A 16,210-nucleotide genomic window follows, 5' to 3' on the forward strand; every position below is an offset into this window, starting at 1 on the left:
CACTCATTCGTAACGGGAATGACGCGCTCACTTACTCACCTGTGCAACCATCAAGGTTCTCGGTTTTCGGATATTGAACTCCCGGGTGATTTTCTGCGAAAGCAACTGGCCGGGTTTTCACCTTTTCCCGACTCTCTAGGCAGTGCTGGCTCACGTACTCTTCCCGTTCATCGTCTATGATTTGTTTAAGTGTGTTCAACTTCTATAAGTGCTTTATTTCGAAAAAGTTGTCTTTCATTATAATACCATCATTGCTCGAACGTCAATGATTTATTCAACTGTTACAGGCGAATCAACTTGTGGCTGTTCAATGCTGTCCCAGTCGCCATTTTCCAGCATTTCCAACTGCGCTTCCAAAAGCGTACGAAAGCGCATACGGTAAACCGAAGCACGTTTTTTTAATTCTTCGATTTCGATTGCGATTTTGCGCGACTTCGCCAATGCTTCGTTGACGATTCGGTCTGCATTTTTCTCGGCTTCTTTTAAGATGAGCTGCGCTTCCTTGCGGGCATTCGACTTCACATCCTCCGCTGTCTCCTGCGCCACCAAAATCGACTTGCTCAAATTTTCTTCCAAACTCTTATAGTAATCTACGCGCTCATTCAGAATAGCTACGCGCTCTTCCTGTTCTTTTTTCTCTTTTATCAAGAGCTCAAAATCTTTGATCACCTGATCGAGAAATTCGTTCACTTCGTCAATATTATACCCACGAAAGCCTGTGCTGAATTCCTTATTGTGTATATCTAACGGCGTTAATGGCACATGAACCCCCCACTTTTCCCGATAATTCGTCTTCAATTATTTCGACAGGAATAGCAGTGTTTCCTGCCGTATTTTACATTTTTTTGCGCCTTGGTCCATCTTATGTAACCAGTTCGACAATCATGCGGAGTCTTCCGCTGCGTGTTGGACCTGCTACCTCAAGAATTTTGAACCGACCATATCCTGCAAGTGATACCATATCCCCCATCTGGAGTTGATACGATGGGTCCTCGATTACTTTCCAGTTGATTTTTACTTTTCCCGCTCGAATGGGCACAAGTGCTTTTGCGCGAGACATATTGTGTACTTCTCCGATGACCGCGTCAATTCGCGGTGATGGTACGGTGATCGTTTTTTCAACAAACTTGGGAGCAGGAGGTGTAAAGTCCTCCCATTCTACCCGTTCAAACTGAACAGAAGTCCGGTGAATTTGCGTCACCTGCGCACAGACAAAATCAGCAACTTCTTCTGCTACAATTGCATAGCTGCCAGCTGAATCTGTCAGCATATCACCGAATTTCTCCCGCTTCATCCCGACACCCAGCATGGCCCCCATCACATCTCGATGCTCCAGCACATGAAAGCGCTGATCAGCCTTGATTGCCAATAAGGTAATGCGATAGTCATCAGGCTCTACAGGGATATACTCCGGATGGATGATAATACGAACTCGCTCGGCACCCTCGTAGCCTCCATAAGGAGAAACCTTCACATCTCTTACTTGTGAGGATAGACTCTGAAAAATCATCAACTGCCTAGGGTCTACAAAATCAGTAAGGCGCATGGCCTGCTTCCGCTCTACTTGCGTCAGCATTTCCAGCGCCCGTTCAACAAAGGGACGTTCTTCTTTTGAAAAATGGTCAAATATGCTCATCGTTTCACTCGCCTAGAACATGATTTGTTGCAAAATGGCGTACAGGCCAGATTGGGCAAAACGCAGTGCAATCAATGCGACAATCGGGGAGATGTCGATGAAACCGAGCGGTGGGATAAACCGGCGGAATGGCGCCAAATAAGGCTCAACCAGTCTTTCCAGTAACTGACCGATGCCTGTACCCCTCATTTGAGGAACCCATGACATCAAAATGTAAGCAATAATCATGTATTGATATACCGTAAAGGCAAAATTTAAAATCGAAATGACAGCAGTCATTGGCTCACCCTTTTACATTCGTCTTAATTGGCTACTCTTCCAACACACTGGAGATCGTACCCTGAATATCTACATGATCGGGCGTGCACACGAAGATCGTGTCTCCGACCTTTTGGATATCGCCGTTTAATGCGTAGACCGTCCCGCTCAAAAAGTCGATAATTCTCTTGGCTTGGTCTTTTTCCACGCGATGGAGGTTGACCACAACCGGTCTACGATGACGCAGGTTATCGGCGATATCCTGTGCGTCACTGTAATGACGGGGTTCACAGAGAATCAAACGGATTCCCTCCTTTTCCCGTGCTTGAAACGGTACCACGTTGTTAGCTCGGCCGATTGCTGGCTGGCGTTTGTGCGAGGACTCTTGCTCTTCTCTTTCCTCTTCCACTGTTGTTGTCTCTTCGATGTATTCCTCGTTTTCTAACCCCAGAAACCCCATCAATTTATTCATAACACCCATACTCTTCCTCCTCTCTTACTCCGTGGTTTGGTCTGCTTTCCTTTACTCCGGCTTGACCAATACCGATCCTAAACGAATATATGTAGCTCCCTCTTCAATGGCCACTTCAAAATCACTAGACATGCCCATAGACAGCTCTTCCACCTGTGCGTGCGGGAATGCCATCTCGTTAATCCGTTGCTTCCACTCATAGAGGCCACGGAACACCTGTCTGGCTTCCTCTTGATTTTCGACAACAGGCGCCATCGTCATTAATCCAACGATACTTATATGTTTCATATTACTGGTTTCGCGCAAAAAAGCCAATACGTCATTGGGACTAAGCCCAAATTTTGTCTCTTCACCGGATATATTGATCTGTAAAAAGCATTTTACGACATGATCCAGCGCTTCACCGCGTCGATTTAGCTCCTGTGCCAAAGAAATTCTGTCCAGAGAATGGATGTACGGGAATCTTCCTACGACTTCTTTTGCCTTATTCGTCTGGAGGTGCCCGATAAAATGCCAGATCCCTTTATCGCCGTGTAGCTCGTGCTTCGGCAGGGCATCCTGCACGCGATTTTCCCCGATATTCTCAACGCCTACAGCGAGCAAGTCCCCAATGGCATCTGCGTCGACATACTTGGTCACGGCAATAATTTTTACTTCCTCACGTTTGCGGTTCGCCCGATCGCAAGCAGCCTGAATTCTTGCCTCGATGGATTGCAGTCGTTCTTTTAACAATTCTTGTTCCTTGGTCATAACGAACCCTTCCCTTTCTTCTATAGGTTTTCCTTCCAGCCGATATAAGAAGCCATGCGCCCGGTAGTTCCTTGTATTCCGGCTTCCTTGCGATGAGAGAAAAACAAGTCTGTTCTGCAGCTTGTACACCAATTCGTGGCTAAAATATTCCCGGAAGAAATTCCTGCTTCGAGCAATATCGCTGTGTTCAGTTGACGAAGGTCCAGCATATACCGATCCCCTGTGGTAGAGATCACTGCTTTTTCCCAATTGCCTGCACAAGTGCGTACCTGCGTCATGATTCGCTCATCAACTTCATAGCAACAGCCGCCAATGGATGGGCCAATTGCGACGAGAATGTCCTCTGGCTTTGCTTGATAGTGCTTCGTCATTGCCTTCACCATTTCCTCGGCAATACGGCCCACTGTCCCCTTCCAGCCTGCGTGTGCAAGTCCGATTGCACCTGATTGGGGGGCTAGAAAATAGAGGGGAACACAATCCGCGTAAAACGAGGTCAGCATGACTCCTTTTTCAAGAGTAAACAAACCATCTGTTGCAGATATGACGTCCTCCAGACTTTCTTTTCCCGCACCGCCTGCTGTAACCTGGCATACCTGATTACCATGCACTTGATCGGCGCATGTCCACGCCGAAAATGACATCCCGACTTGTTCTGCCAGCTTGCGTCTATTGGCTACCACGTTCGCAGATTCATCACCCACATGCAGCCCCATATTAAAAGACCCGTACGGTTGTTCACTTTCCCCGCCTGAGCGAATAGTAAACCCCGCCACTAATCCAGGAAATTGTTGCTCCCACTCTGTTAACGATAAGATTGACTTATCCTCTACCCTGCCAAATGGTTCTCTCATGTTGTCACCTTCCTCATATGGCTAATCATACCATAGCCGAAAAGAAAAGAAAGGCTATCCGTGCCTTTCTCCCTTTACTCCGTTAGTATTCATCTCCACCTGAAGTTTTTACTTCAACTTTAAGTGCTTCTTCCATCCGAACAAGCACCACATCTTTCCCGATCTTCACAATATTGCGCCAAGGAATGACGTAATCGTTCCCGGCAGAAAAGAAGCCGAGAAACTTGCCTGGTCCCGGTACGACGATAGCCTCTACGCGCCCGTGACGCAGATCGATCTCCAAATCTGAAATTTGCCCAAGCCGTTTCCCATCAAGAATATTCACCACTTCTTTGGTCTGGAAGTCAGAGATTTTTACCATTCTTCCTCACCTTCTTTTCTCCGTTACTTTCAGTATATGAGTCCAAAGAGGAATATGTCCGCTTCTTTGCCAAAAAGTAAGTCGATTGAAAACGAATGCTTCCGCTCGTACAAAAAACCCGAACGGTACAAGACCGCCGGGTCACCTATGTGGTTTCTCATTACGATTGAACGTGCTTTTGCATATGGGCAATTGCCGCTTTTTCTAATCGGGAGACCTGTGCCTGTGAAATACCGATTTCCTCTGCTACTTCCATCTGCGTTTTTCCTTCGTAAAAGCGCATGGATAATATCATTTTTTCTCGGTCACCTAGCCGCTGCATTCCCTCACGAAGCGCAATTTCCTCGACCCACGTGACATCTTTGTTCTTCTCGTCACTAATCTGATCCATGACGTAAATCGGATCGCCACCATCCTGATAAATCGGTTCAAACAATGAAACCGGATCCTGGATCGCATCGAGCGCAAACACGACATCTTCTTTGGCTACGTTCAATTCCTGAGAAATCTCGATAATGGTAGGCTCTCGCGAATGTTTGTTGGTCAGATTGTCACGCACCTGCAAGGCCTTGTACGCGATATCTCGCAAAGAACGGGAAACGCGAATCGGATTGTTGTCCCGTAAATAGCGTCGAATTTCTCCGATGATCATTGGTACGGCATACGTGGAAAACTTCACATTTTGCCCGAGATCAAAGTTGTCGATCGCTTTCATCAACCCGATGCAGCCCACTTGAAACAAGTCATCCACGAACTCCCCGCGATTGTTGAACCGTTGGATTACGCTCAGCACCAGTCGCAAGTTGCCGTTGACCAGCTTTTCGCGGGCTGCCAACTCCCCACTTTGCAGGCGCTCAAACAATTCCCGCATCTCTTTGTTTGTCAACACCGGAAGCTTGGAGGTATCTACCCCGCATATCTCTACCTTATTGCGCGTCACGTCTTTCCCTCCTCGAAGCAAGAAAAAAGTCCCTAACCCGGTTGTCTTGAAAGGCCGCGTAACTGACGCGTAGCCGACCAAGAAGGTGGCAAAAACCACCATCTGTTTCGGTTTAGGAACAGTATCCCCCCAAGCTGGGAAAATATGCGTTAGACCATCTTGTTGAATTCTTTTCGCAACCGTTTTATAATTCGCTTTTCCAAACGGGAAATATACGACTGTGAGATACCCAACAAATCCGCAACATCCTTTTGTGTCTTTTCCTCTTCTCCTGCTAAGCCGAAGCGCAGCTCCATGATAATTCTCTCGCGGTCAGACAGTTTATCCAGTGCTTTTTTCAGCAGCTTTCGATCCACTTGGTCCTCGATGTTTTTATAGATCGTGTCATTCTCCGTACCCAAAACATCTGAGAGCAACAGCTCATTGCCATCCCAGTCAATGTTAAGCGGTTCATCAAAAGATACCTCTGAGCGAATTTTATTATTGCGGCGAAGATACATGAGGATTTCGTTTTCAATACAACGAGAAGCATATGTTGCCAGCTTGATGTTCTTGTCTGGATCAAAGGTATTCACTGCCTTGATTAAGCCGATGGTGCCAATGCTGACCAAGTCCTCAATGTTAATTCCCGTATTCTCAAACTTGCGGGCGATGTAAACGACCAGACGAAGATTGCGTTCAATCAACATACCGCGTACAGCCGGATCACCGGACGGAAGTCGTCCGAGTAGCAGCTCCTCTTCTTCTCTGGTCAACGGTGGAGGCAATGCTTCACTCCCGCCAATATAATAGACTTCTTCGGCGCGTACACCAAGCCAGAGCAAGATTCGGTACCAGGTCAACTGGAGTTGTAGGCGAAGTTTTACATACATGATTAGCCCTCCTGTTTGAGAATAAAGGTTGATTCTTCCGCTTCATAAGTTTCCATCATGGCTGGGTGCACGATGGCTTGATACTTACCGTCAGCGGCCAATGGGATGGGGTTAAGCCCGATCAGCACCCGTTCTGTTTCAAAACGAATCCCATCTTGCACGACCATGACATGGTCTGGTTTGATTGCAAGTAAAAAATCCATCCCTCTTGACACGCTGCGATACGGGATCAAGCGTACCCGCGACTGCCATTCCAGCGGCAGATGGTCCCAAGATCCGTCCAGCTTCTCCCACACTCCACCGTTTTCATCGGCTTGTCGGAGAAGCGACGGCGGAAGCAAATGTGCGAACATGCGATTTTCCATTATCATGACGGGTGTGCGTGTAATCGGTTCGTGGAGCTGGTTTCCTGTATCCACAAGTCCACGGCAAATGACTTTTTCCCCTGCTAACGTAACGACGACATCAACGAGAAAGGTTTCGATTCTTCGCGGCTCCTGAATCGCGCGGTAGCTCCTTTTCCCGAGGAAAAAGATCAGGATAAACCCAATCAAAACAATCCCCAAAGTAGGCTTGAACCCAACGCCAAATCCATCATTATGCGTGACAACCAGTCCATTTACAATTTCACTCTGCGGTGCCAAAAAATACTGTAGCCCAAGCACTCCTCCTCCGAACACAAATGCGACAAAGTAAAAAATGATCAAGTTTTGCGCAAAAGACAACAACCTCCTATTCCCAAAAGCAATCCACAGCATGATGACAGAAAAGAGCAGTTTGACCCACCATTGATACATCGGAGAAAACACAGGAAAAAAGAAAAAGACCAGATACGCGGAGCCAAACAGGGAGGCAAGTATCATTCTCCACCACACCATGCGCTCTTTACGAAAATAAGCAGTAAACCAGAGTAACAAGGTATCAATAGCTACATTCAGGAGTAGAATGATATCAAGATACACAACCACTTGCTTTCCCCCTCATCTTCTGACCGACTTGGCAGCAAGCATATGTCCTAGCAAAAATGGTAAATAGTAGGACGACTTCTATCAGTAAAAGCAGTATATATCAATGTGTATGTAAAGTCTGTCAATTCTTGACGGTGTTTTTTTGGTTTTTTTGTCTAACATTTTTCAGCTAATCAACGAAAAAAAGCCTTGTCCCCACTGACGGGAACAAGGCTTTTGACAGTCGTTTTTCACTTTAGTTTTTGTTGCGGCGGCGATTGCGCAGGAATGCTGGAATATCCAGATTATCCAGGTTGCCCATGGAGAAGAAGGATTTGTCTTCCTCTTCTTCCTTCGCTCGGCTGTTATTCGTATTGGAAACTGGTGTCGGACGATTGCCAGGCGTATTGACCGCCTGTTGTTGACGGCGAGGGGCTTCCGGAGCCCGTTGAGCATGCTCAAAGCCTGTGGCAATAACTGTCACGACCAATTCATTCTTTAATTCCTCGTTAATCACAGCACCGAAAATCATATTCACATCTGGGTCCGATGCGGAAGCCACGATGTCTGCTGCTTCGTTTACTTCGTACAAGCTCAGGTTGGTACCGCCTGTAATGTTCATGAGAACACCGCGTGCACCATCAATGGAAGTCTCGAGAAGTGGGCTGGAAATAGCACGGCGAGCAGCTTCAGCCGCACGATTCTCTCCGCTGCTTACACCGATTCCCATGAGAGCGGAACCACGCTCAGTCATGATCGTCTTCACGTCAGCGAAGTCCAGGTTGATCAAGCCAGGTGTTGCAATCAAATCGGAAATACCTTGAACCCCTTGACGAAGAACGTTGTCTACTTCGCGGAATGCTTCGAGCATTGGCGTATTCTTATCAACGATTTCCAAAAGACGATCGTTAGGAATCACGATCAGTGTATCTACTTTTTCTTTCAAAGCAGAAATACCGATTTCACCGTGCTGGGAACGTCTGCGACCTTCAAAGGAGAACGGACGGGTTACTACACCAACTGTAAGAGCACCCATCTCCTTGGCGATCTCTGCAACAACAGGTGCTGCCCCTGTACCCGTACCACCGCCCATACCAGCCGTTACGAATACCATATCAGCTCCACGCAGAGCGTTCTCAATCAAATCACGACTTTCTTCCGCTGCTTTTTTACCGATCTCAGGATTCGCACCTGCTCCCAATCCACGTGTCAGCTTTTCACCAATTTGCAGCTTCATATCGGCATTAGAGAGTTGGAGTGCTTGCGCGTCAGTGTTCAAGGTGATGAACTCTACACCTTTCAACCCTCCTGCGATCATGCGGTTTACTGCGTTACTACCGCCGCCGCCGCAACCAATAACTTTAATTCGTGCAAAGGATTCCATATCCATATCAAATTCCAGCATATTGCTAGTCCTCCCCAATTCAACATAAGAAAACTTCGTGGCTACAGAAGCCTGTCAACTAAACACAATGGAACGAATCGAAACCCGTCTTCGTCATTGTAGTTAAGCTCGATAAAGCGAACTCCATTAAATAAATTCGCTAAACCAGTTTTTTACTTTTTCCATCAAACCGCCGCCTTCTGCTTTTGGCTTAGACGAAACAGTTTGCTTCTGAGTGCCCTTGAATGAGGGGGTGACGCGAATGCTGCGGCGCTCCATCAACTGCAAGGCATATTGAATCAAACCTACCCCGGTGGTGTAGGCAGGATCTCGCACTCCGATGTAATCAGGAATCGCAATTCGAACAGGTGCGTCCAATTCTTCTTTTGCCAATTCCAACATGCCCGGCATAGCTACGGTACCACCCGTAAGAACATAGCCACCTGCAATTTCGTCGCGATAGCCCAATTTGTATACAGCATCCTCGACTAATTGGAATATTTCCGCAGCGCGCGGCTCGATAATATTGGCCAAATCCACTTGCGTAAATTGCTTTTCGACTTCACTGCCAATCCGGTTCACCTTGAACTTCACATCTTCGGATGCTTCGTCAATAAGGGCACAGCCGTTTTTGGTTTTCACACGATCTGCCACATCTGTATGCGTTCGCAGTCCGAGTGAAATATCGCTCGTAATGTGGTCGCCACCGATGCCGATCACGGTGGTCGCTGCCAGTTTCCCCTGCTCGAATACACCGATCGTGGTAGAACCCGCACCGATGTCGACAAGAACGACACCCATATTTTTGTCATCTTTGGATAGAGCAACAGTGCTAGCCGCAAGCGGTTGCAAGAATATTCCAGCTACACGCAGATTGGTTCGTTGAGCACAGCGAACGATGTTATGTACGACCGTTTTCAACCCGGTCACAATGGTCCCTTCCATTTCCAGTCGGACACCAATCATCCCACGCGGGTCCTTAATACTCCCTTGTCCATCAACGATGTACTCCTTTGGGACTACCTCGATGATTTCACGGTCTGGAGGAATAGCCACGACCTTCGCTGCCTGAATTACGCGTTGAATATCTTCTTCTCGTATCTCACGGTCTTCGCTGGATACAGCGACAACCCCTTGGGTTTCATGCAGATCGATATGGTTTCCAGTGATCCCTACATACACTTCTTCGATTGAAACGCCAACCATGCGCTCTGCATGATCAACCGCTTCCCGGATGGCATGCACGGTTTGGTCGATGTCTACAATCACGCCCTTCTTGATGCCTTCTGAGTGTGATTGTCCGACGCCGATGATGTTGATGGAACCATTGTTGATCTCGCCAATCATGACGCGTACTTTGGATGTTCCAATGTCTAGGCTGACTATGAATTCATTGCTTACCAAACCTGTGACACCTCCCCTGCTACGTCTTTTTTCTTGCTAAAGTGAGAACACCTGCATAAATTATTCCACACAGGACTACCATTCCCTTTTTTTCTTATTGATTTTTTGTAAAAAAATGACCATCTTCCCATTTTTCTTCGCGCTATTCTTGCTGATTGATCCATTTGGATAGAACAATTCTCCTAATGACAGCGAGATTGTTGAACAACCGGACCCCGAAAGCCACGATCGCAGCCAAATACAGATCAATCCCCAAGAACCCTCCAATGAAGGCCAAGCCTGCTGCAAAAAGTGTGTTGAAAAAGAATCCAGACATGAAAATACGAACGTTAAAAGTACGCTCTAAAAACGAACGAATCCCCCCAAAGATCGTATCCAATCCAGCCAAGAGGGCTATTGATAGATAGCTGCTATACTCCTGGGGCACACGCCAATCCAGCAGGAAGCCGACAACAAGACCGACAATCAGTCCGATAAGCGGGAGCCACATGGTTACGAATCTCCTTTTTGTTTCACAGGTTTCATAAATTGAATGACACGTGTTTCGTTATTCGCTGAAATCATCAGCTTGTCCCGTTTTTCTGCCAGCACCTTTTTATTCGCCAGCTGGAAGTTCTCCTCTACACCCTCCAGCTTCAATGCGGACAACAATACTTCAGGCTCCCCCAATGCTTTTATCTCATACGGAGCCCTGATCGTCCTGGTATCGATTTGGATGACGTCTCCCACATTGCGGATTGCAGTGGTAGCAATCAGTCGATGGCCATTAATGGAAACAGCTTGTGCTCCGTTTGCAAACAGGATATTTACCAACCAGCGCAAATCTTCATCGTCAATCGTATAGTCTCCTACAACAGGCACAGGCATATGTTCATCCAAAACTGGTTCTTCAGGCGTAGGGGCATCGACAACATCAATAACAATGCCTTCTCCCTCCATCCCTACCATACCAGCCATCCGGCGAGTCCGTGCCAACTCCTCTTTCATAACGGAGATACTTTCATCTTCACTGAGGGAGGTTTCGTATTGGTAGTACAGCTGATTATACTTTGAAATGTCTGCAAGCAGGTTTTTGTGTTTCTCCAGTTCTTTTTGCAACGTGGTCCGAAGTTCCGCGATGCTGCGAGACTCTTTATGCACAGGATGAAGACTGCTTCGTAATTGCACAGTCAACATCACACCTATGATAGCACTAATGATGGCAAGAATAAATGTGATTTTACGGCTTTTTTGTAACATAGGTAAACGCATCCTTTTATTTAGGAGTGTTTCGTTTTCGCGTCACCAACAAAGGCAGGCAGTTCAACCTTCTCTTTTTTGGCTACGCTTATTTGGACAAAGTCTTGCAAGGAGTGCAAAACACCTCCCGGCAAGTTCAAAGCACTGTCTAGTGTGTCGGGATTCCCTATCGCTGTTACTACGAATGGAGCGGCCGACTTGATGCCGTTTACGATGATCGTAGGTCCAATGCAACGAATTTCGGAATTGCTCACCACACGCTGCCCATTAATGCTGATGGCCTCTGCTCCTGCTGCACGCAGTTCATTGACGACCAGACGTACATCCTGCTCATGCACGATGTAGTTCGCGATGTCTGCGCTGTTCGCTGCATTCTGGCTATCCTGCATCGTTATGACGATACCCGGTCCTTCGACAGCGACTACCCCTGCCAACATCCGCGCTGCATCCAGTTGACTGAGTGTATCAGCAGCCTCCGATTTGCGCTCCGCCATCGCCTCTTCCACTTTTCCCACCTGACGCTGCAAATCGAGCAGTTGACTTTCCAGATGCCGATTTTGCTCCTTCTCAGCCAAAATCCGATCATTCAATTGCGTTTCCTGTTGGAACAGCTGATCATTCATCCGTTCTTTGCGCGTAAGCTTGTTCGTTTCGAAGGAAGTGGCCACTAGAAAGCCGGTAGAAAACGTCACGATGGTTAAATACAAATGAAATTTGCGACGACGACTCATTGTCTACTTTCCCCTTTTTCATTTACTGCTGTGGCTGTTCTTGCCCTTCCTGTATCGGAATAGCCCCTTGAGCCCCGTAAGGAATAAACCACGGCTGCTCAAACAAGGAGAGCACCCCTTTTGTATCTGGCGGCAATTCTTTCACGATTGCCGGGTACCAGTTCATCATCTTGTCCAGCTTGTAGATGACGCTTCTTACTTCATTCCCATCGCGCATGTACAGTGTTACGCGTTGTTTGTCGTAAACCGTTGGCGTCAGTGTAATATCCGAAATCTCCGCGAGTACATCTGGTGATAATTTCGATAACGACTTGGCAAGATGGGGAAGGAGCTCAGGTGAGGCCCAGGAGCTAATCAATGGCCTGTCCACTACACGCTTGGCGAAATTAACCTGTTTGAGCACATAGCCATTGTCCAGTAAGGCATAGCGGCTTCTGTCCTGCCCACTCCAAAAAGCGACGCGCTTTTGTTCGGTGATATGTAGCGTGATCAATCCGGGAAAAGAGCGGCTCACCGTCACATCTTTAATGGCCTCTAATGGTTTCAAGTTATTTCGTACACTGTTCTCCCATACGTTTAGAAACTGCATGTCCTTCACTAAGCCGGATTGAGCAACGATTTGCTCCGTCGTATAAATATCATTGCCAGTCACTCGAATCTCTTGCACCTTACTGTAAGGAGAACGGATAAAAACGATGATGAGAATGGTAAGAAAAAACAATACCAGCAAAAAGACCAGCTTGCGGTTGCCCCTTCTTCTGGGGCGTTGTTGCTTGACTTGCGGAATGCGTTCCTCATATACCGCCATGGCCGTACCCTTCCTCTTGTTTTTTAGGCTCATTGCCCAGAGCAAAGTAAATTACTGGATGTCTTTCGAATAAATGTCATTGAACAAAACAGGGAAAGCGGCATAACATTATGCCGCCCACTCTCCCTCGGTTACATCGATACTCGTGATATATCGGCTCCTAATTGACGCAACTGCTCTTCCAGCCGATCGTATCCACGATCGATATGATGGATCTGGTTCACCGTGGTAATACCTTCTGCAGCAAGCCCTGCGAGGACTAAGGCAGCACCTGCTCGAAGATCAGTAGCTTCGACATTCGTAGCGGTCAATTTGTTGACACCCCGAATAATTGCGGAGCCAAGATCTACGTATATAGAGGCGCCCATTCGCGCCAATTCATTCACATGTTTGAATCTTCCTTCAAAAATGGTCTCTTTGATGACACTTGTTCCCCTTGCCTGTGACAGAAACACCATCAGCTGCGCCTGCAAATCAGTCGGAAACCCAGGATACGGCGAGGTAATGATCCGGTCGTAGGCACGTGGACGGGACGTGCTTTTGATTTCCATTATATCATGGCGGGTCTTGATTTCAACACCGCAGCTACGGGCGACCTCAATCAATGCCATCAATTGCTCAGGCAATGTATTGGTCAATTCGATATGTCCCTGTGAAATACCGACAGCCAACAGATAGGTTCCTGTCACAATCCTGTCCGGTATGATCCGGTAACTGACGGAACGCAAACGAGGTACACCACTGATCTCAATCGTATCGGTGCCTGCCCCTCTAATTCGCGCTCCCATTGCATTCAGGAAATTCTGGAGGTCGATGATTTCCGGTTCTCGTGCTGCATTACAAATTCGAGTTGTGCCTTTTGCCAGCACAGCCGCCATCATGATATTTTCCGTCGCGCCCACACTGGGAAAGGAAAGAAAGATATTGGACCCACGCAATTGTTTGGCCCGAAATGTAATGTAGCCTTCCGATTCTTCGATTTTGGCTCCCAGCGCAGTCAATCCAGCCAAATGCAAGTCAATCCTGCGCTCTCCAATGTCACATCCACCTGGTCTGGAAATCGTGACCTCACCCAGCCGTGCGAGGAGTGGTCCCGCCAAAAAAATCGAAGATCGCATTTGGCTCATTAAATCATCCGGCACCTGCGGGACACAGACAGACGTTGTATCCAGATCGACACATCCGTCCTCATGCTTCGTATTCGCCCCAAGCAACGTCAAGATTTCGAGCATGACTTTAATGTCTTTTAGATGGGGGACGTCATAGATATAGAATTGCCCTTCCGCGAGCACTGCAGCGGCAAGAATGGGAAGAGCAGCGTTCTTAGCACCTTGGATCCGAAGCGAACCGGACAGAGGTCTTCCGCCTTCGATCGCAAAAGTCTCCAAACTTTCACCTCCGTGTTACCCCTCGCCCACCACCAGGACTTCCGGATGCAGGTCTATCCCATTTTTCTCGAGAATGGTGCTCCGAACATGATTAATCAAGGTGAGGACGTCGGCAGCCGTTGCTCCTCCGCAATTCACGATGAAGTTGGAGTGTTTTTCTGAAACCTGAGCTCCTCCGATCTGATAGCCCTTCAGCCCAGCTGCTTCAATCAGGCGACCTGCGTGGTCATTCGGCGGATTTCGGAACACACTGCCAGCACACGGCATCTGCAGCGGCTGCGTATTGCGCCGTCGTTCCTTATTGGCAGCGAGTGTGGCGGCAATCTCCTTGCGGTCGCCCGTCCTCAATTGAAAACGGGCCTCTAGCACGATCCCTTTTTGCTTTTGCAAAAGAGAAGTCCGATAGCTAAAGCTCAGTTCTTCGTTACTCAACACTTTACTTTCGCCGTTTTCGAAAAGGATCTCGGCATCAATAAGAATACGTGAAAGATCAGATCCGTGTGCCCCCGCATTCATATAGACGGCGCCGCCTACCGTACCAGGAATCCCTCCTGCAAACTCCATACCTGTTAATCCCATCTTGCCTGTCTCCACCGCCAGGCGGATCATGGAATATCCGGCACCCACACACACCTCTTCGCCCCTGAACTCACAGTGGCTCAAGCCCTCGGCCACCTTAAGCACGGCTCCACGTATCCCTCTGTCCCTCACCAGAAGGTTTGAACCGCGCCCGATTACACTCCAAGGAATTTCATGACGATGGATGATCTGCAAGGCTTTTTGCAAGGATGCTTTATCCTTGGGTTGGATTAACAAATCAGCAGGACCCCCGATCCGCCACGTTGTATGATTAGCAAGGGGTTCATCGGTCCACACTTTGTCAATTCCTGCTTGCATGAGTTCATCTGCGATTTTTTTCATTTGTGAACCTCCTGATACGTTTGCTAGGTCGGACCTAGTCTTCTCACGTGTTTGCTCCATACTATGCGTTCGCCCAGATCGGCGTGACAATCGCCTATCTGATCATTTTTTTCGTGTAATCGCCTCTAATTGACGGACAATCTCCGTAGCTGCTTGCGGCATCCCCAAGGAAAGAGAACTATTTTTCATCTCTTCCCATTTTGCTGGATTGGCAAGAATATTTTCCAAGGAAAGTAGCAAGCTCTCTCCGGTAAGTTCCCGCTCTACGATAACATGAGCTGCCCCTGCCCGCTCCAATCCCCTTGCATTTTTCTCTTGATGATTGTTCGTGACATACGGGGACGGAATCAAGATCGAAGGCACACCTAGTGCCGTAATTTCTGCCAAGGTAGATGCCCCTGCGCGACCAACCAATACATAGGTCGCTGCCAAAACATCCGGCATATTATGGACGAACGGAAGCACAGAAATGTTACTTGGAAGTGTTGCCAATTCTCTAAGCTGTGCCGAAATTGTTTCATAATGAACGTCGCCCGTCACATATACAAAATGAGAATCGGCATATTTGCCCAACTGCGTAACAACCGAAAGCACCGCCTCATTGATTGCGCGGGCTCCCCTGCTGCCACCAAAGATCAGCACGATTTTTTTGCTATTGTCCACACCCAAAAAGCTACGCCCCGCCTCTGCATTACCATGCATGACTTCCGTTGCACGCGGATTTCCGGTCAGTACCGTTTTAGACGGGGGAAAATGGGCAAGCGATTCTTTGAACGAAACAGCCACCCGTGTAGCTGAGCGAGAAAGAAACTTGTTGGTCAAGCCTGGCACTACGTTTTGCTCATGGATCAGCGTTGGAATCCCCAAGCGAGAAGCTGCATATACGACTGGGCCACACACGTAGCCACCTGTACCAATTACGACATCCGGTTTGAATTCGCGCAGCATTTTCTTGGCATCACCAACAGCCCGGACGAATTTCCACAAGGTCTTCAGGTTGTCCAACGAAAGCTTGCGTTTCAATCCGCTAATTTCTACGGATTGGAAAGGAATATTTGATCTCGGAACCAAACCTGCTTCCAAGCCTTTTTTACTGCCAATATACAAAAAGGCAGCCTGCGGATTTTGGCGGGAAACTTCCCTCGCCACCGCAAGCGCCGGATAAATATGTCCACCTGTGCCACCGCCTGTTAAGACGACACGCATACGTTCACACCCTTTTTTAGAAGGAGTAGCAATGAGCTGATG

Annotated in this window: 19 protein-coding genes and 1 other annotated feature (1 of these 20 running past the window's edge); all 19 genes read right to left on the reverse strand. The window is 47.9% G+C overall.

The window, feature by feature from the left end; translation table 11 throughout:
• Window positions 1-180, reverse strand: a binding site (T-box leader); it reaches 87 nt to the left of the window's first position.
• 90 nt (window positions 181-270) lie between these two features.
• On the reverse strand, window positions 271-762 hold the full coding sequence (locus tag KB186_RS07490; RefSeq protein ID WP_007717747.1) for a DivIVA domain-containing protein: 492 nt from the start codon (window positions 760-762) through the stop codon (window positions 271-273).
• A gap of 100 nt (window positions 763-862) precedes the next feature.
• Window positions 863-1,636, reverse strand: coding sequence for a YlmH family RNA-binding protein (locus tag KB186_RS07495; protein WP_232773331.1), 774 nt, complete (start codon window positions 1,634-1,636; stop codon window positions 863-865).
• Between the two features lie 12 nt (window positions 1,637-1,648).
• On the reverse strand, window positions 1,649-1,915 hold the full coding sequence (locus tag KB186_RS07500) for a YggT family protein (RefSeq protein WP_173608201.1): 267 nt from the start codon (window positions 1,913-1,915) through the stop codon (window positions 1,649-1,651).
• 31 nt (window positions 1,916-1,946) lie between these two features.
• Window positions 1,947-2,375 (reverse strand): cell division protein SepF, encoded by a 429-nt coding sequence (locus KB186_RS07505; RefSeq protein WP_007717736.1) that lies wholly within the window; start codon window positions 2,373-2,375, stop codon window positions 1,947-1,949.
• Window positions 2,376-2,417: 42 nt separating this feature from the next.
• Window positions 2,418-3,116: a YggS family pyridoxal phosphate-dependent enzyme gene (locus tag KB186_RS07510; protein WP_232773332.1), complete on the reverse strand. Its 699-nt coding sequence runs from the start codon at window positions 3,114-3,116 to the stop codon at window positions 2,418-2,420.
• 20 nt (window positions 3,117-3,136) lie between these two features.
• Window positions 3,137-3,967: a peptidoglycan editing factor PgeF gene (pgeF, locus tag KB186_RS07515; RefSeq protein WP_232773333.1), complete on the reverse strand. Its 831-nt coding sequence runs from the start codon at window positions 3,965-3,967 to the stop codon at window positions 3,137-3,139.
• 82 nt (window positions 3,968-4,049) lie between these two features.
• Window positions 4,050-4,328 carry a YlmC/YmxH family sporulation protein gene (locus KB186_RS07520; protein WP_015892085.1) on the reverse strand — a complete coding sequence of 93 codons (279 nt, stop codon included), beginning with the start codon at window positions 4,326-4,328 and terminating at the stop codon, window positions 4,050-4,052.
• A 160-nt stretch (window positions 4,329-4,488) separates the two neighbouring features.
• Window positions 4,489-5,268, reverse strand: coding sequence for an RNA polymerase sporulation sigma factor SigG (gene sigG, locus KB186_RS07525; RefSeq protein ID WP_007717728.1), 780 nt, complete (start codon window positions 5,266-5,268; stop codon window positions 4,489-4,491).
• A 149-nt stretch (window positions 5,269-5,417) separates the two neighbouring features.
• Window positions 5,418-6,140 carry an RNA polymerase sporulation sigma factor SigE gene (gene sigE, locus KB186_RS07530; protein ID WP_007717727.1) on the reverse strand — a complete coding sequence of 241 codons (723 nt, stop codon included), beginning with the start codon at window positions 6,138-6,140 and terminating at the stop codon, window positions 5,418-5,420.
• Between the two features lie 2 nt (window positions 6,141-6,142).
• Window positions 6,143-7,108: a sigma-E processing peptidase SpoIIGA gene (gene spoIIGA, locus KB186_RS07535; protein WP_221869104.1), complete on the reverse strand. Its 966-nt coding sequence runs from the start codon at window positions 7,106-7,108 to the stop codon at window positions 6,143-6,145.
• Between the two features lie 235 nt (window positions 7,109-7,343).
• Window positions 7,344-8,492 carry a cell division protein FtsZ gene (gene ftsZ / locus KB186_RS07540; RefSeq protein WP_106783052.1) on the reverse strand — a complete coding sequence of 383 codons (1,149 nt, stop codon included), beginning with the start codon at window positions 8,490-8,492 and terminating at the stop codon, window positions 7,344-7,346.
• A gap of 126 nt (window positions 8,493-8,618) precedes the next feature.
• Window positions 8,619-9,875 carry a cell division protein FtsA gene (ftsA, locus tag KB186_RS07545; RefSeq protein ID WP_173608204.1) on the reverse strand — a complete coding sequence of 419 codons (1,257 nt, stop codon included), beginning with the start codon at window positions 9,873-9,875 and terminating at the stop codon, window positions 8,619-8,621.
• A 142-nt stretch (window positions 9,876-10,017) separates the two neighbouring features.
• Window positions 10,018-10,365, reverse strand: coding sequence for a small basic family protein (locus tag KB186_RS07550; RefSeq protein ID WP_007717721.1), 348 nt, complete (start codon window positions 10,363-10,365; stop codon window positions 10,018-10,020).
• Between the two features lie 2 nt (window positions 10,366-10,367).
• Window positions 10,368-11,114, reverse strand: a complete 747-nt coding sequence (locus tag KB186_RS07555) for a DUF881 domain-containing protein (RefSeq protein WP_173608205.1) — start codon at window positions 11,112-11,114, stop codon at window positions 10,368-10,370.
• Between the two features lie 20 nt (window positions 11,115-11,134).
• Window positions 11,135-11,845, reverse strand: coding sequence for a DUF881 domain-containing protein (locus KB186_RS07560; protein ID WP_173608206.1), 711 nt, complete (start codon window positions 11,843-11,845; stop codon window positions 11,135-11,137).
• Between the two features lie 22 nt (window positions 11,846-11,867).
• Window positions 11,868-12,653 carry a cell division protein FtsQ/DivIB gene (locus tag KB186_RS07565; protein ID WP_232773334.1) on the reverse strand — a complete coding sequence of 262 codons (786 nt, stop codon included), beginning with the start codon at window positions 12,651-12,653 and terminating at the stop codon, window positions 11,868-11,870.
• Window positions 12,654-12,784: 131 nt separating this feature from the next.
• Window positions 12,785-14,041 carry a UDP-N-acetylglucosamine 1-carboxyvinyltransferase gene (gene murA / locus KB186_RS07570; protein ID WP_015892094.1) on the reverse strand — a complete coding sequence of 419 codons (1,257 nt, stop codon included), beginning with the start codon at window positions 14,039-14,041 and terminating at the stop codon, window positions 12,785-12,787.
• A gap of 15 nt (window positions 14,042-14,056) precedes the next feature.
• Window positions 14,057-14,962: a UDP-N-acetylmuramate dehydrogenase gene (gene murB / locus KB186_RS07575; RefSeq protein ID WP_173608208.1), complete on the reverse strand. Its 906-nt coding sequence runs from the start codon at window positions 14,960-14,962 to the stop codon at window positions 14,057-14,059.
• A 102-nt stretch (window positions 14,963-15,064) separates the two neighbouring features.
• Window positions 15,065-16,168 carry an undecaprenyldiphospho-muramoylpentapeptide beta-N-acetylglucosaminyltransferase gene (gene murG, locus KB186_RS07580; RefSeq protein WP_232773335.1) on the reverse strand — a complete coding sequence of 368 codons (1,104 nt, stop codon included), beginning with the start codon at window positions 16,166-16,168 and terminating at the stop codon, window positions 15,065-15,067.
• Window positions 16,169-16,210 lie beyond the last annotated feature (42 nt).

It is taken from the genome of Brevibacillus sp. AF8 (assembly GCF_021270385.1).
Classification (GTDB): domain Bacteria; phylum Bacillota; class Bacilli; order Brevibacillales; family Brevibacillaceae; genus Brevibacillus.

Bases quoted from the DNA above. Each gene is read 5' to 3' on its own strand.
- KB186_RS07495 (WP_232773331.1), bottom strand. From the start codon at position 1,636: ATGAGCATATTTGACCATTTTTCAAAAGAAGAACGTCCCTTTGTTGAA.
- KB186_RS07500 (WP_173608201.1), bottom strand. From the start codon at position 1,915: ATGACTGCTGTCATTTCGATTTTAAATTTTGCCTTTACGGTATATCAA.
- KB186_RS07505 (WP_007717736.1), bottom strand. From the start codon at position 2,375: ATGGGTGTTATGAATAAATTGATGGGGTTTCTGGGGTTAGAAAACGAG.
- KB186_RS07510 (WP_232773332.1), bottom strand. From the start codon at position 3,116: ATGACCAAGGAACAAGAATTGTTAAAAGAACGACTGCAATCCATCGAG.
- pgeF (WP_232773333.1), bottom strand. From the start codon at position 3,967: ATGAGAGAACCATTTGGCAGGGTAGAGGATAAGTCAATCTTATCGTTA.
- KB186_RS07520 (WP_015892085.1), bottom strand. From the start codon at position 4,328: ATGGTAAAAATCTCTGACTTCCAGACCAAAGAAGTGGTGAATATTCTT.
- sigE (WP_007717727.1), bottom strand. From the start codon at position 6,140: ATGTATGTAAAACTTCGCCTACAACTCCAGTTGACCTGGTACCGAATC.
- ftsZ (WP_106783052.1), bottom strand. From the start codon at position 8,492: ATGCTGGAATTTGATATGGATATGGAATCCTTTGCACGAATTAAAGTT.
- KB186_RS07550 (WP_007717721.1), bottom strand. From the start codon at position 10,365: ATGTGGCTCCCGCTTATCGGACTGATTGTCGGTCTTGTTGTCGGCTTC.
- KB186_RS07555 (WP_173608205.1), bottom strand. From the start codon at position 11,114: ATGTTACAAAAAAGCCGTAAAATCACATTTATTCTTGCCATCATTAGT.
- KB186_RS07560 (WP_173608206.1), bottom strand. From the start codon at position 11,845: ATGAGTCGTCGTCGCAAATTTCATTTGTATTTAACCATCGTGACGTTT.
- KB186_RS07565 (WP_232773334.1), bottom strand. From the start codon at position 12,653: ATGGCGGTATATGAGGAACGCATTCCGCAAGTCAAGCAACAACGCCCC.
- murB (WP_173608208.1), bottom strand. From the start codon at position 14,962: ATGAAAAAAATCGCAGATGAACTCATGCAAGCAGGAATTGACAAAGTG.
- murG (WP_232773335.1), bottom strand. From the start codon at position 16,168: ATGCGTGTCGTCTTAACAGGCGGTGGCACAGGTGGACATATTTATCCG.